Below are 24254 nucleotides of genomic sequence, written 5' to 3'. Positions count from 1 at the left end.
CCGTGTGCGGCGGCGTCGGTGCCATCACAGGTCCATGAGGGTGTCGGCGGGGGACTCCAGCCGCCGCCACCGCTCCTCGGGGGAGCGCGTCGGCGGCATCAGGTCGGCCTCGGGGAGGGATCCCAGGTCGAGGCCGGTCAGCTCCGCGATGTCGGCCACCGGCACCTGGTACGTGCGGAACGCGCCGAGCGGCGGCGGTGCGCCCGGCACCGCGCCGACGAGCGCGCGGTCCGCGTCCCGGCTCAGGTCGGGGCTCTGGTCCAGCACGTACGCCGTCGCGCCGAGCGCCCCGGCGTGGAGGAAGGCGACCACCTTCCAGAACCGCAGCGGCACCTGGATGCCCCGGTACGGCGGGTCCGCGTCGTGGAGGACGGGACCCGTCAGCACGGCCAGTTTCCGGTCGTGGCGCGCGGCGTGGTCCAGCAGGTGGTTCTCCAGGCCCTGCCACACCTGCTTGCCCTGGTTGAACACGTCCGCCTGCGGCGCCGCGTTCGTGTAGTGGAAGGTGTCGCGGTCCGCGCGGGCGGCCACCGCGGCCGCTCCCCATACCGGGTCGAGGCGCCGCACGAGGTGGCCCCTGTCGAGCGAGTTGTTCCGGTACACCTCGGGGCCCGCCTGCCAGTCCTCCGGCACCCGCGGGTCGTGGCGCCAGGCGTCGTCGCGCGGCACGTCCTCCACCAGCCGCCCGCCGTCGACGGCGACCGCCGTGGCCGCCGCCAGCCTCCTGTCGGGCCGCAGCACCACGCTGAAGTGGGTGTACGGCAGGACGACCGTCTCCACACCGGGCACGCTGAGCCTCGGCAGGGGCACCGCGGGCCCCAGGAAGCCCTCGTCGAAGCCCGCGCGGCCGGACAGGTCGTCCGGGCGGCCCTCGGACGGATCCGAAGAGATCATGATGTGACCGGTACCGTGCGGAGGCCCGGCAGCAACGGAGCGGCGCCGCACGCCACCCCATCAGCGCACGGGACGGGCGCGGAGGGTTCGGGGCGGGCGGCCGCGCGGCATACATGGCCCCGTCGCCGCCCCGGCCGACGGCCTCCAAGCCCCCCGGGGCGACGGCGCCGCGGCGGCTGCCCATTGGCGGACCGCCACGGCGGCCCGAGGGATCCGCGGCCGACTGCCCGCCGACGCCGCCCGTTGACCGCCGCCCGTTGACCGCCGCCCGTTGACCGCCGACCGCCGACGCCGCCTGCCGCCTGCCGCCTGCCGCCTGCCGTCCACCGCCCACCGACCAAGCGTGCGGCGACCGCACCCTGCGACCGACCGCACACGATCGACCGCACACGACCGACCGGACCTGCCGCCGACCGGACGACCCGGCAGCCCCCTCGCCGCACAAGGAGACCCCCATGGCACCTGCCGGCCTCTCCCTGCACATCGGACTCGACACCGTCGACCCCGCCCGCTACGACGGCTGGGACGGACGGCTCCTCGCCTGCGAGAGCGACGCCCGCGACATGGCCGCGCTGGCCCGCGCCGCGGGCTACTCCGACACCGTCCTCCTCACCGCCGACGGCACGGCCGAGCACGTCACCGCCGCCCTCCGCGACGCGGCGGGGCGGCTCCGCGACGGCGACGCCTTCCTCCTCACGTACTCCGGTCACGGCGGGCAGGTCCCCGACGAGACCGGTGGCGACGAGGAGACCGACGCCCTCGACGAGACGCTCGTCCTCTACGACCGCGAGTACCTCGACGACGAACTGCAGCGTGAGCTCGCCCGCTTCCCCGAAGGAGCGCGGCTCTTCGTCCTCCTGGACTGCTGCCACAGCGGCACCGCCATCGAAGTGCCGGACGTGCTCACCCCCGAGGCGCTGCGGGACCAGTTCGGCACCGCCGACCGGGCCGAGGCCGCAGCCGCGTCCCGGCTGATGCCGCCCGCGCTCCAGGGCGCGCTGTACCGGCGCGACCGCGCCTTCTACCAGGGGCTGCAGCGCGAGCTGGACGCGGAGGCCGCCGCCGGAGGGCGGCCGGGAGGGCGCGACGGCCGGTTGGAGGCCGACGCGGTCCTGCTCTCCGCGTGCCAGGACAACCAGCTCGCGGCCGACGGCCGGCGCAACGGCCTGTTCACCGGGACCCTGCTGAAGGTCTGGGACGGCGGCGCCTTCCGCGGCGGGCACCGCGCCTTCCACCGCGCGATCCTCGGGCACATGCCGCCGAACCAGAGCCCGAACCTGTACGTGTCGGGACGGCCCTCGGCGGCCTTCCTCGCCCAGCGCCCGTTCACCGTCTGACCGGGCGGGCGCCCGCGCGGCGTACGGTGCCCGCGGCGCCTCGGGACCCGGCCGCGTACCGCGTACCGGCCGGTCAGCCGAACAGCGCGGGCACACGGATGGTGTGCACCGGCCGCCCCTTCGGCGGCGGGCCCCACGCGGCGCGCCCGGTGGAGCGGCGCGACCGCGAACCGGTCGCGCCGTGAGCCGGCAGCCGCCCGCCGGGGGCGCCGCCCCGCCCGGGGACGCCTCCCGCCCGCGGTCCTTCGGGGCCGTACCGCCTGCGCACATGGTCGTCCTCGCTTCGCTCTCGGTCACGCCGTCCACCGACCCCTCTCCCTACGGAACGGGCGAGACCCGCTCCACGTCGCGGCGCGGCGGCAGGCCCGGCATCACCGGGTACGGGCACGGCACCGCCGCCCCGCCGCGGCAGGCCGGCCGCCAGCGCGGACACGACGTCCGCCGCGCCCAGCAGCCCGACGAGCCGCCCCGCGTCCGCGACGACCGGCAGCACCTCGCAGCCGTTGGCGTCCATCACGTCCACCGCCCTGCCCACCGGATCGTCCTGGTGGACGACCGCGCAGCGGCGGCTGCGCAGCAGGTCGCCCGCGTACCGGCGGCTCAGCGCCACGGCCGGGGCCGCGCAGGCGACGGCGACCTCGGCACGGTCCAGCACCCCCGCGCAGCGGCCGTCCGACCGCACCACGGGCAGGTGGCGGGCGCGGGTGCGCTCCAGCAGCTCCCACGCCACCAGCACGGTCTCACCGGCGGCCACGGTGACCACCGACGTGCGCATCACGGCTCCGACGGGCCGGTCCAGCACGGCCGCCCTGCCACCGCTCCCCGTGTTGCCGCTGTCCGCGCTGTCCCGGCTGTGCCCACTGCTTCGGGGACTTCGGGGGCTTTGGGGACTTCGGGGGTTGCCCTCGTCGTCCCGGTGCCCGGTGGCGCGGCTGCCCTCGCCGTGCCGGGTGCCTTCCACGGCGGCGGCCTTCCCGCCGTACCCGAGGTCCTCGGCGATGCCGACGGCCTCTGCACGCGGGGCCTCCTCGGGCCGGAGGACGTCGCCGTACGAGGGGCCGCCGGAGACCTGTCCCTCCGACGTGTCCTTGAGCGCCTGCTGCCTCGTGACGGTCTCCATGAGGGGCCTCCCATGGCCTCGGGCACGGAACCTCTCCTTCCACTGTGCGGCCTGAGCGGCCGTGTGCAAGAGGGCTCAACGTCCCTGATGCGGCGGCATCCGGCCGCAGCCGGTCCGGGCACGCCCACCGGCCCCGGACCGTCCGCCGCGTCACCCGCCGCGCTCGCCGCCTTCGGGCCCCGCGGCTCCGTCGGGGCGGTCGCGGGTGTGCCGGGCCAGCAGCGCGGCGACCTCCTCGTCGCTCGTCTGCGAGAAGTCGTCGTACCACTGCCCGACCGCGGTGAACCACTCCGGTGACGACAGGCACACCACCTCGTCCGCCTCCTCCCGCAGCAGCCCGAGCGCTTCCGGGGCGCCACCGGCACGGCCACGACCACCCCCGCCGCGCCCCGCGCCCGCGCCACCCGGCAGGCCGCCGACGCGGTCGAACCCGTCGCGATGCCGTCGTCCACGAGCACCGCGGCGCGCCCGCCCAGCGGCACGGCGGCCCGCTGCCCCCGGTACCGGCGCAACCGCGCTTCGAGCACCGCCCGCTCGGCCTCCTCCACCCGCAGGACATCCGACTCCCGGACCCGCGCCGCCCGGACGACCGACTCGTTCAGCACCCGCACGCCGCCCTCGCCGATCGCGCCGAACCCCAGCTCGGGCCGCGACGGCACCCCGAGCTTCCGTACGACGAGCACGTCGAGGGGCGCGCCGAGGACCCGCGCCACCTCATGCGCCACGGGCACCCCGCCGCGGGGCAGCCCGAGCACCACGGGCGCGCGCAGAAGCAGACGCGCCACCGCGTCCGCGAGCTGCCGCCCTGCGGACGCGCGGTCGGTGAACCGCATGTCGTCCTCCTCCCTGAGGGGTGCCCCGCGCCGACGGGCCGGGCACCATGGAAAGGGAGGGGGAGAGGAAGGTGAGGGCCGTGCGGGCGACTTTCACGATCGGACGCATCGCCCAGGTCCGCGTCGGGGTCCACTGGAGCGTCCTGTTCATCTTCGCTCTCATCGTATGGGGCCTGGCACAGGGCCGCTTCCCGGAGGCGTACCCGGACCGGTCCGGGCTCGCGTACTGGGCCGCGGGACTGGTCACCGCGGTCGTCTTCTTCCTGTCGCTGCTCGCCCACGAACTGGCCCACGCGATCGTCGCCCGGCGCAACGGCGTGGACGTGGACGAGATCGTGCTGTGGCTGCTGGGCGGCGCGGCCCGGCTGCGGTCGGAGGCGCCGGGCCCGGCCGCCGAGCTGCGCATCGCCGGAGTCGGCCCCCTGGTCAGCCTGGTGCTCGGCGGCGCCTTCGGGGCGGCCGCGTGGCTGGTGAGCCTTGCGGCGGCCCCTGGGCTGCTGGTCGAGGCGGTGGTGTGGCTGGCCGCGATCAACGTCCTGCTGGCCGTGTTCAACGCCATTCCGGCGGCCCCGCTCGACGGCGGGCGGCTGCTGCGGGCGGTGATCTGGTGGCGTACCGGGGACCGGCTGCGCGCCACCGCGGGCGCCACGGCCGCCGGGCGGGCCTTCGGGTGGCTGCTGGTGGTCGTCGGCCTGCTGCTGTTCCTCCGCACGGCGGCCCTCGGCGGTCTGTGGCTCGCGCTGATCGGCTGGCTCCTGGTGGCCGCGGCCACCGCGGAGGGGCGGCAGGCGCAGCTGCGCGGCGTGCTCGCGGGGGTGCCCGTGCGGCAGGCCATGACGCCGGGCCCCGTGGCCGTACCGGCGGCGCTGTCCGTGGCGGCGTTCCTCGCCGACCCGCGCTACCGCTACCGGCACGCGGCGTTCCCCGCGGTGGCGGACGACGGTGAGCGGCCGGTCGGCCTGATGACGCTGGAGCGCGCCCGCGCCGTACCGGAGGAGCAGCGCGGGACCGTCACGGTCGCCGACACCATGGTGCCGTTGGACGACGTCACCGTCGTCGCCCCCGACGACCCGCTGGCGGACCTGCTGCCGCGCATGGAGGCCGGCCCGGACCACCGGGTGCTGGTCGTCGAGGCCGGGCGGCTGGTCGGGGTGGTGTCGTCGACGGACGTCAACCGCGCGGTGACGTGGCTGATGTCGGCCGCCCCGCGGCGCGGCGACCGCGGCCGCAACCCGCCCCGCTGGTGAGCCGCGCGGGCCGCCGCCCCGGTGGGGCCAGGCCCCAGGGGCGTGGCGGCGCCGGTGCGGCCGCGGCGGGTCGCGGTGGCCGAGGCGGAGCCTGGCGGCGCTGCCCGGCAGCGGGACCGGTGCCCCGGTGGCGCTGCCCGGTGGGGTGGTCACTGCCCCCGGGGGCGCTGCCCGGTGGGGAAGCCGGTGCCCCGGTGGGGTGGCCTCCTGCCATACCGGCGGAAGGACGGGAGAGCTCGCCGCTACCCGCCCGCGTAGAGCCGGTCGGGGCCCACCAGGACGACGTCGCCCTGCGCCTCCGCCGTGCGGAGCGCGGGCCCGAAACCGGCGCTGCTGTACAGGGCCGGGACGACCCGGGCCACGTCCTCGCCCCGCTCGTCCAGCAGCCCCACCAGGCGGTGCAGCCGCTCCAGATGGTGCACGTCCACGAGCTCGCCCCAGCGCGCGAGCCCCACGGACAGCAGCGGCCCCGGCCGCCCGCCCGCGCCCTCGCCCCGTACGACGACCTCGGCGCCCGGCTCGCCGGGCCCCGCGAGCGACCCGTGGCCCACCCGCCCCGCAGGTCCACCGAACGTGCCGGGCGCGGCGTGGTCCCGTACCCACGTGCGGCACACCTCCGCGAACTGCGCGGGCGCGACGGTCGACTCGAAGACCGGCCGGGCCGACACCCATACCTCCTCCGCCCGCCCCGGCGTCCCCTCCAGCAGGGTCCGGTGGGGGCGTACGACAGCGTGCTCGAAGGCAAGCAGCGGCTCCGCGACCCGCAGCCGGGTCAGCTGCGGGCGCAGCACGTCCGGCTCGCCGTGCAGCAGCGCGCAGTCCCGGAGCAGCGCCAGCGCGTGCGACACGTCCCCCAGCGAAGTACCCACCCGGTCCGCGACCTCGCCCGGCGTGCCGGCGCCCAGGGCGACGGCGGCGAGCACGGAGTGGCACAGCCCGCGGTCCCGGCTGTCAGCCGCCTCGTGCACCAGCCGGGGCGCCTCGTGGAAGAGCGGAGTGCGGGGGTCCAGCACGGTGGCGCACACCCAGGCGTCGAAGTCGTCGGGCCCGGCCGGAGCGCGGTCGGCGACGAGGGCGTGCCGGTACGCGGGCGTCCCGCCGACCACGGCGTGCACCCGCAGGGCGAGCCGCACGTCGTCCAGGCCCCAGAACCGGGCCGCCTCCCGGTACCCGAACGGCCCCACCTCCACTTCGGTGGTGACGAGTTCGCGCAGCGCGGACGGCCCGCAGAACAGCCTGCGCATCACCGGTCGGGCACTGCCGCTGAGCAGCAGCCGGGCCCGGCCGGAAGAGGCTCCGCCGTGCGGCCCGTCCGCGTGCCGCCGGAACGCCGCGTGGAGGACGGCGGGCAGCGACGGGCTCTGCCGTACGAGGCCTGGGAACTCGTCGAGGACGACGGGCAGGGGCTCCCGCCCGGCCAGGGCGAGCAGCGCGTCCACGGCCTCGGTCCAGTCGCGCGGCCGCCCGGCTTCCGCGTTCCCGGTGCGGCGGGCCAGCAGGTCCCCGAGGCGCCTCAGCGACTCCGCCTCCACCGCGTCGTCGGCGCAGAAGAGGAAGCCGCCGGTCGACTCGGTGAGCACCCGCAGCAGATGGGTCTTGCCCTGGCGCAGCCGCCCGGAGACGACGCCGAGCCGGGGCCCGGGCCCGGGATCCGTCGCGAAGCCGACGAGAGCGTCCCATTCCGCGTCGCGGTCGAAGACGGCACCCGGTTTGGCGAACGGGCCGCCGCCCGCCGCTACCTCCACCGCGGATTCTCCACCCACTCCGGCCGTTCCCGTATCGGCTGCTTCGGCTGCTTCGGCTGCTTCGGCCGGTCCGGTCGCTTCGGCCGGTGCGGTCGCTTTGGCCGGTGCGCGCGGTTCGCGAGGCGCGGCCGCGGACCGGTCCCCGTCCGAGGCGGCTGCGTGCGGTGGGGTTCCGGCTGCCCCGCCTCCGGGTGCTCCGCCGGGCGTCCTCATCATGTCCCTGGCCTCCTGACACCCCCGCTTTCAGCGTGGCAGAACCCGCCCCACCGGTCACTCCGGAGACAGCGGCGGGCGGAGCAGGGGCGGCCGGGCGGATCGGCCGGATCGGGCAGACCAAGTGGACGGGCCGGATCGGCTGGATCGGACGGACCGGGCGGATCGGACGGACTGAGCGGATCGGACGGACTGAGCGGATCAGGCGGACCGGGCGGATCGGGCAGTCGGGCGGGCTGGGTGGACAGGCCGGGCCCGGCGGCAGTCGGGCGGGCGGGCAGTCGGCGGCCGGGCGGGTGGTCGGACGGGTGGTCGGACGGACAGGAGCGGCGCGTCACCGGATCCGCTGGGCCGCGGGCCGGCGAGCGGTGTCACCGGGGCCTCGGCCTCCCGGCGGCGCCGACCGGCTCGGCGCCGACGCCGTACGGGTGAAACGGATCTCCCGTACACGCGCCGGAAGCGAGATGGACCCGCCGCCTTGGCGGCGCGGGTGGTAGCCGCCTTCCGGTACCTCCGGGCGCCCTGCCGTACGGGGGCGACGACGTGGGCTGCGGCCGCCCCTCCCTGCCGCCCCGTGCCGTCCGGGAGGCCGGCCGCTCCACCCGTGTCCGGAACCACCGGTCGCCGCAGGCGGTACGGGGGCCGTGTCGGAGTTGGGCCGATCGGGTGAGGGGCGCCAGGATGGGCGTATGAGTAGGTACGAGAGGTACGACGTCACCGACGAGCAGTGGGAGGGCCTCGCACAAGTCGTCCCGCTGCGGGGGCGCGACGAGTGGCCGTCCATGGTGGACCACCGCACGATCCAGCGGGAGAAGGAGGAGGCCGCGGCGCAGCGGCGCATGGTGGTGCTGCGCGTCCAGGTCTTCGCGGACGCCCGGGAGGTCGCCGAGTACCTGGTCGCGCAGGTTCCGGTGCTGCTGGATCTGACCGGTGCCGACTCCGAGGTCGCCAAGCGCATCCTGGACTTCAGCAGCGGGGTGGTCTTCGGCCTCGGCAGCGCCATGCACCGGGTCGACCGGAACGTCTTCCTCCTCGCGCCGGCCGGCACGGAGGTGGAGGGCACGGCCGCTGCGGCCGTGCCGCACGCGTAGCCCGACAGACGGTGCCCCTTCCGGGCGGAACGGTTCGGCGCGGCCGCGGCCTCGTCCCGGCGGGGGCGCGCGGCCCTGCCGTCCTGGTGCTCCCCGTTCCGCTGGGGTGCGGCTCGTGCGGGGAGGGGCCGCGGAGCGTGCGGACTTCAGCGGCGGCAGGTGCAGGCGGGGCGCGCGCGACCGGCAAGGGTGCAGGCGGGGTGCGCGCGACCGGCAGGGTGCGGGCAGGCAGACGCGCGGTCCGCAGGACCGTGTGCCTTCGAAGGCACTCCTGGATCTCCCGCTCGACGGGGCGGCGGGACCTGGTACACCTGAGGGCGTGACAGATCTTGACGTAGCGGGACTGCAGCGCAGATTGGCCGAGTTCGCGGCGTCGCGCGAGTGGCAGCCGTACCACACCCCGAAGAACCTGGCGGCGGCACTGAGCGTGGAGGCCGCCGAACTGCTGGAGATCTTCCAGTGGTTGACGCCGGACGAGGCCGCGCGGGTCATGGAAGACCCGGACACGGCTCACCGGGTGGCCGACGAGGTCGCGGACGTGCTGGCCTACCTGCTGCAGTTCTGCGGGACGCTGGGTGTGGATCCGCTGGCCGCGCTGTCCGCCAAGATCGACCGCAACGAGCTCCGTTTCCCGGTGGGGCGCCCACCGGGCCGGGGTGCCCGGACGGATCGTCACTCTTCGGAGTGAGTGACTTTTACATACTGAGCTTCCTGTCCACAGATTTCCGAATTCCCCTGGCCTTTGTGCTCGGACGGGTTCACTCTGGGTAGTGAGTCAGTGAGCGGAAAGTCGTACGAACGGGGGCGGCGTCCATGGAGGCGGAACGACTCATCGCGATCAGTCGGCGGGACCTGGCGTCGAGTGCGGACGAACGGGACATCATGGCGGCGGTCTGGCGGGCGCAGCGCCTCGCCCAGGCCGTCGGTGGCCTCGTGGCCCTCAGCGGGCCGCGCGAGCTGAGAGGCGAAGCGCGTGCGCTCGCCGAGACGGGGGGCCGGGGCGGCGGCCCCGCCGCCCCCGCCGAGCGCCTCACCGAAGTGGCCGATCTGGCCGCCGCTTTGGCGGCGCTCGGGGCCCTGCTCGGGGATGTGGGCATGGCCCTGGTGGGGGTGGCCTGCGCCACGGACGACGAGGGCTTGTACTGGCAGACCATCGAAGCCATCGACGCCGCTGACGAGGCGACCGAGCGGGTCGCCGCCATGCTGCGCCGCCTCACCGTCCGCGACCGGGCGAGAGCTCCCGGACCGACGGAGGGGGACCAGCGCGGCATACGACCCACGGACAACCATCAGGACCAGGGGCGCCACCCGGTGCGCGAACGGGTGCAGCCCCAGGTGCCGGCTCAGACCCACGGGGGTGTTCAGGGTCAGGCGCCCGCTCGGCCCCGCGGAGGTGTTCAGGGTGAAGCACCCGCTCAGGACCGCGGAGGTGTGCAGGGGCAGGCGCCCGCTGAGGACCACGGAGGCGTTCAGGGTGAGGCGTCCGCTCAGGACCACGGACGGGCCCGGGAGCCCGGCACCGAGGTGGTCGACGACGATCCGCGACCTGCCCACCACCCCGAGGCGCGGGGCGCTGCGAGCGGCAGGCTCTCCGAGGTCTCACCGGTGACAGCGGCGCCGGTACCGCCGGCCGATCCCCGCGGGGAGCCGGTCGCGTCTGCCGGGAAGCCTGTGGTGGGAGACGAGCCGCGCGCCGACCGGGTGAACGTCGGTCGGCCGGACGCCGACCGGCCCCGAGCCGACCGGGTCGAGGCCGGCGGGCTCCGCGTCGACCATCCCCGGGTCGACCGGGTGGAGGCCGACGAGCCGCGTGCTGAGCGGCCCGGCGCCGAGCGGCCCCGCGCCGAGCGGCTTCGTGAGCGGGGACGCGCGGTGCCGGACCGCCCCATACCGGCCGGGGCAGACGGCGGGGCGCCGGGGCCCGGAGAATCCTGCGAAGGTGCCGACGCGGCAGATGCCGCGGCGCACTGACGCGGTGTCGGCGCGGCGGGGTGGGCGGGGGAGGGGTGCAGGCGGCGTCAGGAGAAGCGGCGGCGAAGGAACGCGCCCTGCGGGCGCCCGTCCGGCTCCTCGTCCCCATACAGCGCGGACACCGCAGTCGGCGGGGTGATCACCGCCCCCGCGGCGGCGCCGGCACCGGGGGTGGGGCCGAGGTCGGTGCCAGTGCCAGAGTCGCTCCCGGCCCCAGCGGCAGGTTCCGTGCCGCTGCCGCTGCCGCTGCCGCTGCCGCTGCCGGTGGCGTCACCGTCGCCCGCCGATCGCTGGGCCGAGGACTGTAGGTCGGCGTCCAGTTGCGACAGGTCCGCGGTGAGCGCCGCCATGAGCTCCTCCATCTGCTGCAGCAGGCCCTTCGGGGCGCCGGCGCCCTGCTGCTCGGGCATGTCCTGAGCGGACACGGCCTGTTCGGGCACGGCTTCCTGGGACATCAAGGCCTCCTCGGCGCAGGCCCACCCGGGACGGGAGGGCGACGGGAGAGCGACGCGCCGGCGGTCGCGGCCGACACGTGGGCCGGGCGGTCCGGCACCGCCGACCCAACGATCACCCCGCGACGCCGGTCACGGTCCGTCACGGCTGCGTTGACGGTGTTCGAACGGGTGGTCCTTCGGGGGCGCCAGGTCCTCCGCCCGGGCGCGTGGGCGCCGCGCGGCGCCGGCAGCCCGCCGGTCCGCGCGCCTCTCGAATGCTGTCGGATCCGGGTGAACCGGTCAGCTGCCGGGCCGGACCGCCCCACTGGACTGACGTGCTAGGCGTCAACCGCGGTGGCGCCGGGGGCGGAAGGGAATTGCACATCCGGCCCGCTCGGTCCACGGTGCACCACACCCGGACCCGTACCCGAAGAAGGAGCCCGACCGTGACCCTGTACGCGACCCGAATCCACGCGGACACCGCCACCGTGACCGTGGTCAGCCATGACAAGGGGGTGGCTTCCTGGGCCGCCCGGTACTTCGGCCCGTGGTGGTACGCGTCCGGCGTCGAGGCGCTCGGCCCCGACGACTCCGCGGAGGGTGACGCCGTGGTGTTCGCCGACGTCAACCCGAGGCTGGCGGGAAGCATCGCCGAACTCGTCGCGGAGGACGCGCACGACGAGACCGACTACGCCGGGGCCCGCACCCTCGTCGCCCGCCGCGGCAGCATCACCTACGCCGTGCAACCCGACGAGGAACTGGCCTACCAGGTCGACAGCCGCCGCCTGGTCGTCGCGGGACACCAGGCGGAGGCGGTGGCCGTCGCCGCCGCCCGGCTGGTCCGCGAATCCGTGCGGGGTCGGCTCGCCCAGGCCGGTTGGACGGTCCTGCACGCCTCCGCCGCCACCCGGGACGGGCAGGCCGTCATCGCCCTGGGCGGCAGGGGGACGGGAAAGACCACGACCGCCGTGCTGCTGGCGCGGTCCGGGTGGGGGCTGCTGGCCAACGACCGGGTGTTCGCCCGCGTCGAGCACGACGGCAGGGTCGCCATCCTGCCGTGGCCGTCGGCCGCCGCCGTCGGACTCGGCCTCCTGGACGCCCTCGGCCGGTACGACTCGGTGCGGGCCAGGCTGGCCGAGGGGGAGCGGCTCCACCCGACCCAGCACCCCGCCGTCACCCGCGCCCTGGTCGACGGCCGCCGGGAGCCCCTGCTGCGGGAGGGCGGGCGGGAGCTGAAGGCGCAGTTCTTCCCGGACCAGCTCGCCGACTGGCTCGGTCTGGGCCTGTCCGCCGAAGGCCGGGTGGCGGGCCTGCTGTTCCCGAAGATCAGCCCGGAGGCGACGGCCGCCCTCGCCGAGAAGGATCACGTGCCGAGCGAGGCCGACGTCTTCCCCGCGGGAAGGGAGGACCGGTACCCCGACGTCTTCGGCCTCCTCCCCGCCACCGGCGCCCCCGGCGCCGCTGCCCTCGCCGAGCGGCTGACCGGGCTGCCGAGAGTGTCCGTGGTGCTCGGCCACGATGCCGAGGCGAGCGGTGCGCTGCTCGCCAAGGTCGCGGACGAACTCACGGCCGCGGGGTGACCTTCGCCCGTCCCCAGCATCCTTGGCTTGGCCGGGGGTTGGCCATCGTGCGTCGGCAGGGTTCGTGGTGTGGCCGGGGGTTGGCGGTCGTGCGTCGGCAGGGTTCGTGGTGTGGCCGGGGGTTGGCGGTCGTGCGTCGGCAGGGTTCGTGGCGCGCCAGGAGGTTGGCCGTCGTCCGTCCCCAGCATTCGTGGCGTGGACGGAGGTTGGCCGTCGTCCGTCCGCAGCGTCCTCGGCGTCGGGCGGTGTCGGCCGGGCGCCGGACCGGCCCGTGGGACGGTGGCCAGGCCCCCGGCCCCGCTCCGTGGCACGGCGCCCGGCTCGCCGCCGTGGTCCAGCGGCCGGCCACCGCCCCGGCCCCGGGCCCGGCGCCGGCCGGGCACGGACTGGTTCTGCGGCCGGCCCCCGCGGTCCTGCGGGCGCAGGGGCCGTTCCGGGCCGCGGTCAGAGCCGGGGGTCCACCGGCTCCGACTCCAGGGCCAGCACCGCGAACACGGCTTCGTGGACCCGCCACAGCGGTTCGCCGGCGGCCAGGCGCTCCAGGGACTCCAGCCCGAGGGCGTACTCGCGCAGCGCCAGGGAGCGCTTGTGGCCCAGCGAGCGGGAACGCAGGCGCCGGAGGTTGTCGGGGCGGGTGTACTCGGGGCCGTAGATGATGCGCAGGTACTCGCGGCCGCGGCATTTGACGCCCGGCTGGACCAGGCGGCCCCGCCCGTCCCGGGCGACCGCCGCGAGCGGCTTGACCACCATGCCCTCGCCGCCCCGGGCGGTCAGCTCCAGCCACCAGTCGACGCCCTCCCGTACCGACGCCTCGTCTGTCGTGGTGACGACGAGCCGGCGGGTGGCCTGCAGCAGACCCGTCCCGTCCCCCTCCACCAGCCGGTCCAGCAGGGTGAGCTGCTCGTCGTGGGGCAGCTCCGCCAGGCTGCGGCCCTGCACGGCCGGCAGTTGGAACGGGGCGAAGCGGACGCCGTCCAGGCCGTCCGTCGTCCAGCAGTAGCGGCGGTAGGCGTCCGTGAACGCCGACGCGTCGGCGGCCCGCTCCTGCTGCCGCGGCAGCAGCCCGCCCACGTCGACGCCCCGGCCGACCGCCGCCTCCAGCGCGCCGACGGCCTCGGGGAACACCGCGGCCGCGGCCGCCCCCACCGCCGCGTACTGGCCGCGCAGCAGCCCGCCCGCCTTCAGCGACCACGGCATCAGCTCGCCGTCGAGCAGCAGCCAGTCCGTGTCCAGCTCGTCCCACAGGCCCGACGCCGACACCGCCGCCCGGATCCGGGACAGCACCTGCTCCGTCGTGCCCTCGTCGGGGAAGAACGGGCGGCCCGTGCGGGTGTAGAGGGAGCCGGTGGGGCCCCGGACACCGAAGTGCCGCTCCGCTGCCTCCGCGTCCCGGCAGACCAGCGCCACCGCCCGCGACCCCATGTGCTTCTCCTCGCACACCACGCGCGCGACACCGTCGGCCGCGTACTGGGCGAACGCCTCCGCCGGGTGCTCCAGGTACCCGTCGAGGCCGGAGGCCGCCGTGGGCGCCATGGTGGGCGGCAGGTACGGGATCAGCCGGGGGTCCACCGCGAAGCGGCTCATGACCTCCAGGGCCGCGGCGGCGTTCTCCTCGCGGACCGCGACCTTGCCCGCGTGGCGGGTCTCCACGACCCGGCGGCCGTGCACGTCCGCCAGGTCCAGCGGCCGGCCCTGGTGGCCGCCGGGCGCGTCCTGCGCGAGCGGCCGCACCGGCTCGTACCACACCTTCTCCGCCGGCACGTCGACCAGTTCGCGCTCCGGCCAGCGCAGCGCCGTCAGCCGGCCGCCGAACACGGCGCCCGTGTCCAGGCAGATCGTGTTGTTGACCCACGACGTGCCGGGCACCGGGGTGTGGCCGTAGACGACCGTCGCCCGGCCGCGGTACTCCTCCGCCCACGGGTAGCGCACGGGCAGCCCGAACTCGTCGGTCTCGCCGGTCGTGTCGCCGTACAGGGCGTGCGAGCGCACCCGGCCCGACGTGCGGCCGTGGTACTTCTCGGGCAGGCCGGCGTGGCACACCACCAGGTCGCCGCCGTCGAGGACGTAGTGGCTGACGAGCCCGTCGATGAACCGCCGCACCCGCTCCCGGAACGCGTCGTCCTCCCGCTCCAGCTGCTCCACGGTCTGCGCGAGGCCGTGGGTGAGCTGCACCTTGCGGCCGTTCAGCCAGCGGCCCAGCTTGTTCTCGTGGTTGCCGGGCACGCACAGCGCGTCGCCCGACGCGACCATGTCCATGACGCGGCGCAGCACCCCCGGGCTGTCCGGGCCGCGGTCCACGAGGTCGCCGACGAACACGGCGGTGCGTCCCTCCGGGTGGCGGCCGTCCTCGTAGCCGAGCTTCGCGAGGAGCGCCTCCAGCTCGGACGAGCACCCGTGGATGTCGCCGATCACGTCGAACGGGCCGGTCAGGTGCCGCAGGTCGTTGAAGCGGCGCTCCAGCACCACCTCGGCCGCGTCGATCTCCTCCACGCCGCGCAGCACGTGCACCTTGCGGAACCCCTCGCGTTCCAGGCCGCGCAGGGACCGGTGGAGTTCGCGGCGGTGGCGGCGTATCACGTGCCGCGGCATTCCGGCCCGGTCCGGGCGCGCCGCGTTGCGGGCGGCGCACACCTCCTCGGGGACGTCCAGCACGATCGCGATGGGCAGCACGTCGTGCGCGCGGGCGAGCTGCACCAGCTGCCGGCGGGACTCCTGCTGCACGCTCGTCGCGTCGACGACGGTCAGCCGCCCCGCGGCCAGCCGCTTGCCGGCGATGTGGTGCAGCACGTCGAAGGCGTCGCGGGACGCGCTCTGGTCGTTCTCGTCGTCCGCGACGAGGCCCCGGCAGAAGTCCGACGAGAGGACCTCGGTGGGCTTGAAGTGCTTCGCGGCGAACGTGGACTTGCCGGAACCTGTGGCGCCGACCAGAACCACGAGGGACAGGTCGGTGACGGGCAGCCGGCGCGGCGTCCGCGCGGCGGCGGTCTCCGGGGCGGGGGTGGTGGTCATGCGGCCTTTTCCTCCTTCGTGGCCGGCGCGGTCGCGGCGGTGCTGGTCTCCTGGTCGGTGCCGACGGTGAACACCGCCATCTGCGTGGGCGGGCCCACCTCGGGGTCATCGGGTCCGACGGGCTCGTACGCGACCGTGTAGCCGTACTGCCGCGCCACCTGCTCGGCCCAGGAGCGGAACTCGGCGCGCGTCCACTCGAAACGGTGGTCGCCGTGCCGGACACGGCCGGCGGGCAGGGACTCCCAGCGGACGTTGTACTCGACGTTTGGCGTGGTCACGAGCACGGTGGCGGGGCGGGCCGCGCCGAACACCGCGTACTCCAGCGCCGGCAGCCGCGGCGGGTCGACATGCTCGACGACCTCGCTCAGCACCGCCGCGTCATAGCCCTTGAGCCGCTTGTCGGTGTACGCCAGGGATCCCTGGAACAGGGCCGCACGCGCCGCCTGGCGCTCGCCCATGCGCTCCAGCCCGATGCGCCGTGCCGCGAGCGTCAGCGCCCGCACGGACACGTCGACGCCGACGACCTCCGTGAACCGGGGGTCCTTCAGCAGCTCCCTTACCAGCTGGCCCTGCCCGCAGCCCAGGTCCAGCACCCGCTGGGCGCCCGCCGTGCGCAGCGCCGCGAGGATCGCCTCCCGGCGCTGCACCGCCAGCGGCACCGGCCGCTCCTCGGTGTCCGCGGACTCGTCGACGGCATTGTCCAGCTCCTCCACGTCGGTGTCGTCGGACGCCGCCAGCCGGGCGAGCTCCAGCCGCTCCATGGCCTGCCGGGTCAGCGACCAGCGCCGCGCCAGGTAGCGGCTGGTGATCAGCTTCTGCTCCGGGTGCCCGGCCAGCCAGCCCTCGCCGGCCCGCAGCAGCTTGTCCACCTCGTCCGCCGACACCCAGTAGTGCTTGGCGTCGTCGAGCACCGGCAGCAGCACATACAGGTGGCGCAGCGCGTCCGACAGCCGCTGGTCGCCCTCCAGCACGAGCCGTACGTACCGCGAGTCGCCCCACTCCGGGAACCGCTCGTCGAGCGGCACCGGTGCGGCGTCCACGCGCCACCCCAGCGGCTCGAAGAGCGCACGCACCAGGTCTGCCCCGCCGCGGGCGGGCAGCGCGGGAACGACCACGCGCAGCGGCAGCGGCCGCGTGACGAGCTCCGGCCGGGCGGCGCACTGCCCCTTGAGGGCGCTGGAGAACACCCCGCCGAGCGCGACCGCGAGCAGCGACGACGCCGCGTACGGCCGGTCGTTGACGTACTGCGCGAGGGCCGTGCCCTGGCCGCCGCCCTTGCCCTTGGTGCGCCGCACCAGCGCGACCGGGTCCACCTCCAGCAGCAGGGCCGCCGTGCAGCGCTCGGCCGTCGCCTCGGGATAGAAGACGTGCGCCGTACCGTGGGACGTGGAGAACGCCTGTGCCCGGTCGGGATGCTTGTGCAGCAGGAAGCCGAGGTCGGAGGCGGGTCGCTCAGGGGTGCCGGTCGTACTGATCGTCAGGAACACGTGTCCGAGTATCCCGGTCCCCGTACCGCCGCGGCCAGCGCTTTTACCGGCAGACGACGGCCGGGGGCGAGGTCGCCGCGGCCGGTCTCCCCGGTCCGGCGGGCGGCGGCGCGCACCGGTGGCGGTGCCGGCCCAGGGCGCACTGGGGGCGCACTGGGTGTTCGCCTGGGGCATGGTGCAGCACAGGGGGAGCAGCCTTCGATTCGTGTGCGCCTGGTGTGATTCGCCGCGTGTTGACGGGCCTATAAGCAGCCCATAGCGTTCGTCACCCCGAAGGAGTGACGCGATATCAACCCCGTTGGCGGCGACGAGCGGCGCTTCGTCGTCGTGGACGACGCCGACCGGCTCGTCGCGCACCAGTTCCTGTACGAGCAGCTCTACTCCTACGGCCCCGCCCGCATCGTCTGCCTGGCCGTCGGCAGCCCCGAGGACCGCGTCCTGCGCCGCCCCCTCACCCTGCGGCCGCCCGCCGCCGGGGTGCTGTGGCTCCTCGACCCGCTCACCGCGGGCGACCCCGACGGCCTGCGCCCCCTCGTCGAACTCCTCGCCCAGCCCGAGGTGTTCGACGCCGCGCTGCGGGCGCTCGGCGACATCGTGCACGGAGTCGCCGTCCCGTCCGTACGGGTCGTGGAGCACGACCTGACCGACGAGGCCCGCACCCGCGCGTGGAAGCAGGCCCTCGACGCCCTGGCCGGCCAGGAGGCCCCCGGCGCCGGCCCCGGCGACGCCGTGCCGTCCGAACTGGCCGTGCTGCTCGACGACTCGCTGCCCGACGCCGTGCACGGCCACACCTGGCTGGACCCCGCACGCCCGGCCGCCGCCCGGCGCCGCGCCTGCGACGAGGCGCTGGAGGACGCCCGCGCCGCCACCGCCGGGTGCGCGGCCCGGCCGGGCTGCTGGCCGGCGCGACCCGCACGGCCGACCTGCCGGGCCGCCTCGACGACCTGGGCCGCGCCCTGGAGCGCTACCGGGACACCGTCGCCGGGGCGTTCACCGACGCCGACGGCGTACGCCTCACCCCCGAGCAGCGCGCCCGGCTCCTCGAACGCGGCATCGTCCTGCCCGACCTGCCCGCCGCGTCCCGCGCCCGGGTGGTGCCCGCGCTGCGGGACCTCACCGAGCGGCTCCTCGACCAGCGCCTCCCGCTGCGGTCGGCGGCCGCCCGGCTCGCCTCCCTGTCCGACCGCACCGCCCCGGCGGGCAGCGCGGCCCGCCTCGCCCGGCTGGACGAGGTCTGCGACCCGGCGTACCTGCGCCACCTGGCGCGGCCGCCCCGCTTCCACGCCGGCGGCGGCCGCGCGGCCGCCGCCCTCACCGCGGGAGGCCCGGCATTCGCGGCCGGGCTGTGGCCCGGCCCCGGCTGGTACCTCGGCCCCGCCGTCGGGCTCGCCGCCGGGGCCCTCGGCGCCCTGATGCGGTGGCGCCGCCCCAACCGGTCGCCCGACGGCGGCCGCGACGGCGGCGCCACCACCCGGGTGGCCGCCCGGCTGGCCGGCGGCCTCGCGGGAGGCGCGGCCGGGGCCGCGGCGGGAGCCCTGCTCGGCCCGCCCGCGTGGGCCGGGGCACCGCTGGTGCTCCTCGCACTGGTCGCCGCCGTCGTCCTCGCCGTACGGGACTGGATGCGGTCGGTGGACGCGTGGTGGCGCCGCACGGACGCCGAGTACGCCTCACGCGTCGCCGCCGGGGTCGACCGGCTGCTGGCCGAGACCGCCGTGCATGACTGGATGTTCGCCGACGTCAGACACCACTGCTCGGACGGCGCACGCGCCGCGGCACTGCTGCTGCGCGGCCTCGCCGCGGCGGCCGACCGGCACGGCGAGCCGACCGGGCCCGGGGACCCCTCCCCGTACGGCGGCGGCCCGCACGCCGGCGCCGCCCACGCCCAGGCGCCCGGAGCGCCGGACGGCGGCGACCCCTGGGACTGGGACCGGTGGGGCGACAGCTCCGCCGGGGACGGCTGGTACGCCGCCGAGCCTGCCGCCCCCGGCGCCCGCCCGCCGGGGCCGCCCGCCGGCACCGGGTCCGTCCCGCAGGACCCGCTCGCCTGGCCCGCGGACGGCGGGCAGCCCGGCGCGCCCGGCCACCCGCCGGAGCACGGCGTCTACGGCGCGCCCCGCGGCAGCGGCTCGCCGTACGGGCCGGACGCCGGGCACGGCGGCCCGCCCCCGGACGCCGCGCCGCACCGGACCGGCGACGGGGAGCACGCACCCGACGGGTACGCGCCGCCCGGCACGCGGGGCCGGCACGCGGTGCACGGCGCCGGAGCGCGGGACGGCGGCAGCGGCGGCGGCGACCACCCATGGCCCCCGCCCGGCGCCGCCGCCGAACCGCCGTGGCTGGAGCGCGAGCGCGGCGACGGCGGCCCCGACCTCGTCGACACCCTCGTCGCCGACCTCGCCGCCGGGGCGCGCGACGTCCTCACCACCTGCTGGGCGCGCATCGAACGGGACCCGGCGCAGGCCGGCCGCACCCCCCTCGACGCGCCCGTGCGGGAACTGCTGGACGAGGTGTACGGCCGGCTCCTGCGGACGCCGCGACGTCCCCGCCGCCGTACGACCGCCACCCGGAGCGCCGCCCCGACGCGGCCCGGCTGACCGGCGTCGCCCCCGACCGGGTCGCCGGGCTGCTCGCCGCGGGCGGCGCCGCAGAACCGACCGTGCCGCTGTGCGGGCCGCAGCACCGGCGGCTGCTGTCCGCCGACCCGCAGGCGGTGCGCCGGGTCCGGTTCGCACCCGAGGCGTTCCGGCGCGGCGCCGCCGACCGCGACGACCACCCGGCGGCCGCGCACCGCGACCGGCTCGCCGCCCACCCCGACCCGTACCCGTCCGCCGACCGCGCCGAGGACGTCGTGTGGACCCCGCCGGGCGCCACGCCGGGGTCCTCGGACTCGTACCGCTCCGCCACGACGCCGTCAGGACCGTGCGGGAGGCGTCCGGGGAAGGGCAGGAGGGCCGGCCGTCATGACGCGCCCCGCACCGCCCCACCCGCCCGCCGCGGGCGAACTGTCGTTCCGCACCCACGACGGCACCGCCATGCGGTTCCCCGCCCGCTTCGGCCGCGATCGCGAGCTGCCCGGGCCGCCCGGCCGGCTCGCCCGCGCCGTCACCCTGGGCGTCGACTGGACCGTCCTCCAGTACCGCATCCCCGCGCCCTGCGACCCGCGCGCCATGAACGCCCTCGAACGGGAGGCCGCCGCCGCGGTGGCACTCGAACGGCGCTACGGGGATGCGCCGTTCGTCGAGGTCTTCACCCGCGTGGTGGGCTACGACCTCGACGCGCCGGAGCCGTTCGTCCTCTACCGGATCGCCGACGCCGAACCCCTCGCCACCCTCGGCGGCGCCCTCGGCGTCGCCGAGCAGCAGCGGATCCTCGCCCAACTCGTCCTCGCCGTCCGCCTGCTGGACGCCGCGGGCTTCGTGCACCGCGCCATCGGACCCGAGACGGTCCGCTGGGACGGCCGGCACGTGCGACTCTGCGAACCGCACGCGGCGCTGCGCACCGGCGAGCCCAGGGAAGCCGCGGGCGCGGCCCCGTGGGCGTCCCCCGAACAGCGGCAGGGCACCGGGGCGGCCGACCCCCGCGACGACCTGTGGTCGGTGGCCCAGCTGATGTACTTCCTCCTCGCCGGGCGCCCCGACCGGGGCGCGGGCCCCCGGCCGACCTGGCCGACTTCCGGGGCCTCACCGCCCTCGCCCACGGCGGCGCCTTCCACGCCGCCGCCGCCGGGCGGCCCGCCCCCGCCGAGCTGATGCGCCTCCTCAACGCGCCCGACCCGCTGGCCGCGTCCGCGGGCGGCTCCGACGCGCTGGCCCGCGGCCGCGCCGAACACGACGCCCAACTGGCCCGCAAACGCGACGCGCTCGGCATCGGCCGGGTCCCCGACCCCGCACCCGCAGCGGGGCCGCCGACCCGCCGCGGCACCCTCCTGCAGCACCTCTTCGGCCGCACCGGCACCCCGCCGCCCGCCGCCCCGCCGCCCGCTCCCCGCCTGGGCCCGGACCCGGCCGCACCGGAGCGCCTCTGCCCGCACTGCCTGCTGCCCGTCGCCTACGACGAGACCCGCCTCGTGACGATCGACGCCCGCGGCGCGCGCATCCCCCTCGACCTGAGCGGGGAACACCGGCGCGCCCACGTCGAGGACGCCCTGCGCAAGGCGTACCAGCCGTGCCCGCACGCCGACGAGGACCAGCTGCACGAACTGCCCGTGCCGTACCTCAGGCACGGCCGGCCCGTGTCCATCGCCCTCGTCGGCAGCTCCGGCGTCGGCAAGACCCACCTGCTCGCGGCGATGCTGGGCGAGGTCGAGCAGGGCGGCCTCGAACCGTACGGACTCAAGTGCCTGCCCCTGAACCCGGACACCCACCGCACGTTCCTGCGGGAGCGGGTGCAGAGCCTCCAGCAGGGCCGGGAGCTGGGCAGGACCGGCCAGCAGACCTTCGCGCGGTTCGCCGACGGACTCCTGGTCAGCGGGCGGGGACCCACCAGGCCGGTGGTCTTCTTCGACCTGGCGGGCGAGGACCTCGCCCAGGACGGCGAGGTGACGCGGTTCCTGAGGGGCGTCGACGCGTTCCTCTTCGTCCTGGACCCGCTGCGCGCCCTGCGGCTCGCGTCCCTCGACCCGCTGCGGGCCCTGCACGGACTGCGCCAGCGCGACCTCGGCGACGAGGCGTTCACGACCGTCCTCAACCGCATCCCGCGCACCGCGGGCCCCTATGTCGCCGCGCCCGCCGCCATCGCCGTCAACAAGAGCGACCTCATACGGGTCGAACCGGCCGTCGACCGGTGGCTGGGCCGCTCCCAGCCGCCGGTGTTCCGGCCGGACGAGGTCCGCGAGGAGAGCAGGGACGCCTACGCGTTCGTGGGGCGGTACGCCACGGCGGCATGGCTCAGGCCGTTCGACGACTGCGCGCGCTGCACGCTGCACTTCGTCGCGGCGACCGGAGGGGAGGCGCGGCACGACCACTTCCCGCACGGCGTGCGGCCCCGGCGGGTGCTGGCGCCCCTGCTGTCGCTGTTCGCGATGTGCGGGCTGCTGCCGGGAGTGGACGAGGAAGAGGTGGGCATCTGATGGCCGCACTGCACGACCCGCGGGGCCGGGCCGACGCCTGGGGCCACGACCGGTCGGTGGACCAGGTCGTCTTCCGCTGGGACACCGAGAACCTGTCGGGCACCACCGGCTTCGGGCCCGTGGCCTGCTCCTGCCCGCCCGAGCGGGCCGACGACCTGTTCCGCAGGACGGGGGCGCTGCTGCGCGGCACCGGCGAGGTCACCGCACCGGCACTGCTGCGGCTGGAGCGCGCGGACGAGGTGCTGCTGGTGCGGCGGGCCCCCTGGCGGGACGCGGGCGGCCGCGCCGGCACCCTGTGCCACGCCCTGCTCGGGCCGGCCGCGGTGCTCGACCCGGCGACGTGCCTGGGCCTGCACGGCTGGTCCTGGCAGGGCGCGGACCTGCCGCTCGCCGAGGTGCGGGGGCGGCTGCCGCGGGTGGCGGAGGCGCCGCTGGTGGCCGCCGCCGACGAGGGGCTGCGGGCGCTGACCGCGGCGCTGCCCCGGGTGCGGTACGAACTGACCGGCGCGGTGGCCGAGTTCCTGCGCCACCCGACGGCGTCCTTCACCCTGCTCGACCCGGCCGGCACCGCCGCCTGCCCGGTGCTGTGGGGCCTGCACGGCGTCTTCGGCGGCCAGGCGGTACGGGGCTGGACCTTCGCCACGCACGACACCGACGAGACCGACCAGCTGAGGTTCGTGTTCGTCAGCCGCTGGAGCGGCGCCGCCGCCGCGGCCGGGAACCGCAGGCGCGTCGACCCCGCCGAGCGGTGCGGCGACCGCGCGGAGGCCGTCGCGGAGGCCCTCGTCCGCCACCAGCTGCGCGAGGAGTACGCGGTGGGGAGGCCCTGCGGCGCGTCGCCTCCCGCAACCGCGGGCTGCCGCTGCTGGCGCTGGCAGAGGCGGCGCTGCCGCTGCTGCGGCCCGCCCCGCAGGCCCCGCCCCCGGAGCCGCAGCCGGTCGGCACCGTGCCCCCGGAGTGGCCCGCCCCCGCCGGGGACCGGTCGCCGGTGGGGCGCCTGCTGGGCGCCGCCCAGGGCGGCGGGTCGCGCCGCGGACCCGAGCGGGGCGACGTGCGGGCCGCGCTCGACGACCCCTTCGCACCGCACGCCGCCGAGACGGTGTCCCGGGCGTCCGACGACGAGCTGCTGCGGGCCCTGCGCCTGGGAGCCCGCTACGAGGGCCTGACGCTGCTCATGAAGGAGGCGGCCGGGCGGTGGCCGGGCTGGGGCCGCGAGCAGCGCACCGCCCTGTGCGCGGTGCTGCTGCGCATGGAGCTGTTCGTCACCGAGCGGGCAGGGCCCGGCCCCCACCCCGGCGACGCGGTGCGGGCCGCGAACGCGGCGGCGCTCTACGGGTGGGCGGTGCGCCCCCTGCTGGGGGACCCGGAGCTGGCCGCCGAGGTGACGCGGCTGCTGCCCCGCCTGTTCACGAGCCCGCACGCCGCGGCGCGGGCCGCCGTCCGCCGGATCACCGACGCCCCGTCGCCCGGCCTGCCGGAGACCACGTGGCAGGCCCTCCTGAAGGCAGCCAGGACCCGCCGCCCCGCTCCGCCCGCCCGGTCGGCGGGCCCGGCAGAGCCCGCCGACCGGACGGGACCCCACGGCGCCTCCGCTGCGGCGGCCTGTGACGCGCGCGGCGCCGGGTGGCGGACCGCGCAGGACGGCACGCCCCGCCCCCGGGCGGGCAGCTCGGGCCCGGCGCCGGGGGCGGCCCTGAGCAGGGGCCGGGTACGCGGGGCGGACGCCCCCGGACGCCTCCGCCAGAGGCCCGGCGGCCGCGGCGGACCCATCGCCGGGGAGGGTTCGCCTGGCACAGGCGCGTTCCCGGTGGACCCGCCGCCGCGCACCGGACCCGCCGCCCCACTGGACTCCGTACCGGCGGGCCCGGCGGCCGATGCCCTCCGCGCAGGGAAGGGCCGCCAGGCTCCTGACGCTGACCCGGCGGGGGCGGGCTGGGGTCGACACGGCGATGCGACGGAGCCCGGTCCGGTCGCGGCCGGTCCGGCTGCCGATGCCGTCCGTCCGTGGGCGGGGCGCTTCCGGCGCCGGCGCGGCGGGGGCGGGTCCGGCGTGGCGGGGCGACTCGCCGGAGCCCGGTGCCGCACCGGCAGGTCCCGCTTCGGGTGCCGTGCCCGCAGGGGCGGGCCGGGCGGCCGAGGTCGGCGCGGTGGGGGTAGGCCCGGCGTGGCGGGATGACCGGCCGGAGCCCGGTCCGGTCGCGGCCGGTCCGGCTGCCGATGCCGTC

17 protein-coding genes and 1 pseudogene are annotated in these 24254 nt (G+C 77.0%); 11 read left to right on the top strand and 7 right to left on the bottom strand.

All coding sequences use genetic code 11. The features are described from left to right. Positions 1–24: 24 nt before the first annotated feature. On the bottom strand, positions 25–894 hold the full coding sequence (locus L6E17_RS20610) for a DNA/RNA non-specific endonuclease (RefSeq protein WP_236242232.1): 870 nt from the start codon (positions 892–894) through the stop codon (positions 25–27). A 455-nt stretch (positions 895–1349) separates the two neighbouring features. Here L6E17_RS20610 and L6E17_RS20605 point away from each other — a divergent pair, with 455 nt between their 5' ends. Then, positions 1350–2231, top strand: a complete 882-nt coding sequence (locus L6E17_RS20605; protein WP_236242231.1) for a caspase family protein — start codon at positions 1350–1352, stop codon at positions 2229–2231. Between the two features lie 73 nt (positions 2232–2304). Here the strand turns inward: L6E17_RS20605 and L6E17_RS20600 are convergent, their stop codons facing one another. After that, positions 2305–3351: an HPP family protein gene (locus L6E17_RS20600; protein WP_236242230.1), complete on the bottom strand. Its 1047-nt coding sequence runs from the start codon at positions 3349–3351 to the stop codon at positions 2305–2307. Between the two features lie 189 nt (positions 3352–3540). Then, positions 3541–4184: pseudogene (locus L6E17_RS20595) on the bottom strand (phosphoribosyltransferase); the annotation flags it as partial. A gap of 80 nt (positions 4185–4264) precedes the next feature. Here L6E17_RS20595 and L6E17_RS20590 point away from each other — a divergent pair. Beyond that, complete coding sequence (locus L6E17_RS20590; RefSeq protein ID WP_236242229.1) at positions 4265–5431, top strand: site-2 protease family protein; 1167 nt, start codon at positions 4265–4267, stop codon at positions 5429–5431. 242 nt (positions 5432–5673) lie between these two features. On the opposite strand, the gene L6E17_RS20585 is transcribed toward L6E17_RS20590, so the two are convergent. Further along, positions 5674–7176, bottom strand: coding sequence for an ATP-binding protein (locus L6E17_RS20585; RefSeq protein ID WP_236242228.1), 1503 nt, complete (start codon positions 7174–7176; stop codon positions 5674–5676). Positions 7177–8078: 902 nt separating this feature from the next. Here L6E17_RS20585 and L6E17_RS20580 point away from each other — a divergent pair. From L6E17_RS20580 to L6E17_RS31555, 3 genes are all read left to right on the top strand, one after another. After that, entirely contained in the window at positions 8079–8480 is a 402-nt protein-coding gene (locus L6E17_RS20580; protein WP_236242227.1) for a cell division protein SepF, read from the top strand. Between the two features lie 319 nt (positions 8481–8799). Further along, on the top strand, positions 8800–9168 hold the full coding sequence (locus L6E17_RS20575) for a nucleotide pyrophosphohydrolase (protein WP_236242226.1): 369 nt from the start codon (positions 8800–8802) through the stop codon (positions 9166–9168). 125 nt (positions 9169–9293) lie between these two features. Continuing rightward, positions 9294–10451: a DUF6099 family protein gene (locus tag L6E17_RS31555; protein ID WP_374109103.1), complete on the top strand. Its 1158-nt coding sequence runs from the start codon at positions 9294–9296 to the stop codon at positions 10449–10451. 47 nt (positions 10452–10498) lie between these two features. On the opposite strand, the gene L6E17_RS20565 is transcribed toward L6E17_RS31555, so the two are convergent. Next, positions 10499–10906: a hypothetical protein gene (locus L6E17_RS20565; RefSeq protein ID WP_236242490.1), complete on the bottom strand. Its 408-nt coding sequence runs from the start codon at positions 10904–10906 to the stop codon at positions 10499–10501. Between the two features lie 425 nt (positions 10907–11331). Between L6E17_RS20565 and L6E17_RS20560 the strand changes: the two genes are divergently transcribed. Then, complete coding sequence (locus L6E17_RS20560; RefSeq protein WP_236242225.1) at positions 11332–12465, top strand: hypothetical protein; 1134 nt, start codon at positions 11332–11334, stop codon at positions 12463–12465. A 444-nt stretch (positions 12466–12909) separates the two neighbouring features. On the opposite strand, the gene L6E17_RS20555 is transcribed toward L6E17_RS20560, so the two are convergent. Together L6E17_RS20555 and L6E17_RS20550 are read right to left on the bottom strand one after the other, a co-directional pair. Next, positions 12910–15474 (bottom strand): polynucleotide kinase-phosphatase, encoded by a 2565-nt coding sequence (locus L6E17_RS20555; protein WP_236242224.1) that lies wholly within the window; start codon positions 15472–15474, stop codon positions 12910–12912. Further along, positions 15471–16961, bottom strand: coding sequence for a 3' terminal RNA ribose 2'-O-methyltransferase Hen1 (locus L6E17_RS20550; RefSeq protein ID WP_236242471.1), 1491 nt, complete (start codon positions 16959–16961; stop codon positions 15471–15473). The genes L6E17_RS20555 and L6E17_RS20550 overlap by 4 nt, the downstream gene beginning before the upstream one ends. Positions 16962–17836: 875 nt before the next feature. Between L6E17_RS20550 and L6E17_RS20545 the strand changes: the two genes are divergently transcribed. The 5 genes from L6E17_RS20545 to L6E17_RS20525 all read left to right on the top strand — a co-directional run bounded on the left by L6E17_RS20545 (position 17837) and on the right by L6E17_RS20525 (position 24205). Further along, positions 17837–19555 carry a hypothetical protein gene (locus L6E17_RS20545; RefSeq protein ID WP_236242223.1) on the top strand — a complete coding sequence of 573 codons (1719 nt, stop codon included), beginning with the start codon at positions 17837–17839 and terminating at the stop codon, positions 19553–19555. Positions 19556–19921: 366 nt separating this feature from the next. Next, entirely contained in the window at positions 19922–20710 is a 789-nt protein-coding gene (locus tag L6E17_RS20540) for a hypothetical protein (protein WP_236242222.1), read from the top strand. Continuing rightward, complete coding sequence (locus L6E17_RS20535) at positions 20710–22029, top strand: ATP-binding protein (protein ID WP_236242221.1); 1320 nt, start codon at positions 20710–20712, stop codon at positions 22027–22029. The genes L6E17_RS20540 and L6E17_RS20535 overlap by 1 nt, the downstream gene beginning before the upstream one ends. After that, positions 22029–23195 carry a hypothetical protein gene (locus L6E17_RS20530; protein WP_236242220.1) on the top strand — a complete coding sequence of 389 codons (1167 nt, stop codon included), beginning with the start codon at positions 22029–22031 and terminating at the stop codon, positions 23193–23195. The genes L6E17_RS20535 and L6E17_RS20530 overlap by 1 nt, the downstream gene beginning before the upstream one ends. Then, positions 23129–24205 (top strand): hypothetical protein, encoded by a 1077-nt coding sequence (locus tag L6E17_RS20525; RefSeq protein WP_236242219.1) that lies wholly within the window; start codon positions 23129–23131, stop codon positions 24203–24205. The genes L6E17_RS20530 and L6E17_RS20525 overlap by 67 nt, the downstream gene beginning before the upstream one ends. Positions 24206–24254: the final 49 nt, after the last annotated feature.

Origin of the sequence: Streptomyces sp. CC228A (genome assembly GCF_021390935.1) — a bacterium.
Classification (GTDB): domain Bacteria; phylum Actinomycetota; class Actinomycetes; order Streptomycetales; family Streptomycetaceae; genus Streptomyces.
This window is presented reverse-complemented; position numbering and strand designations above follow the sequence as displayed.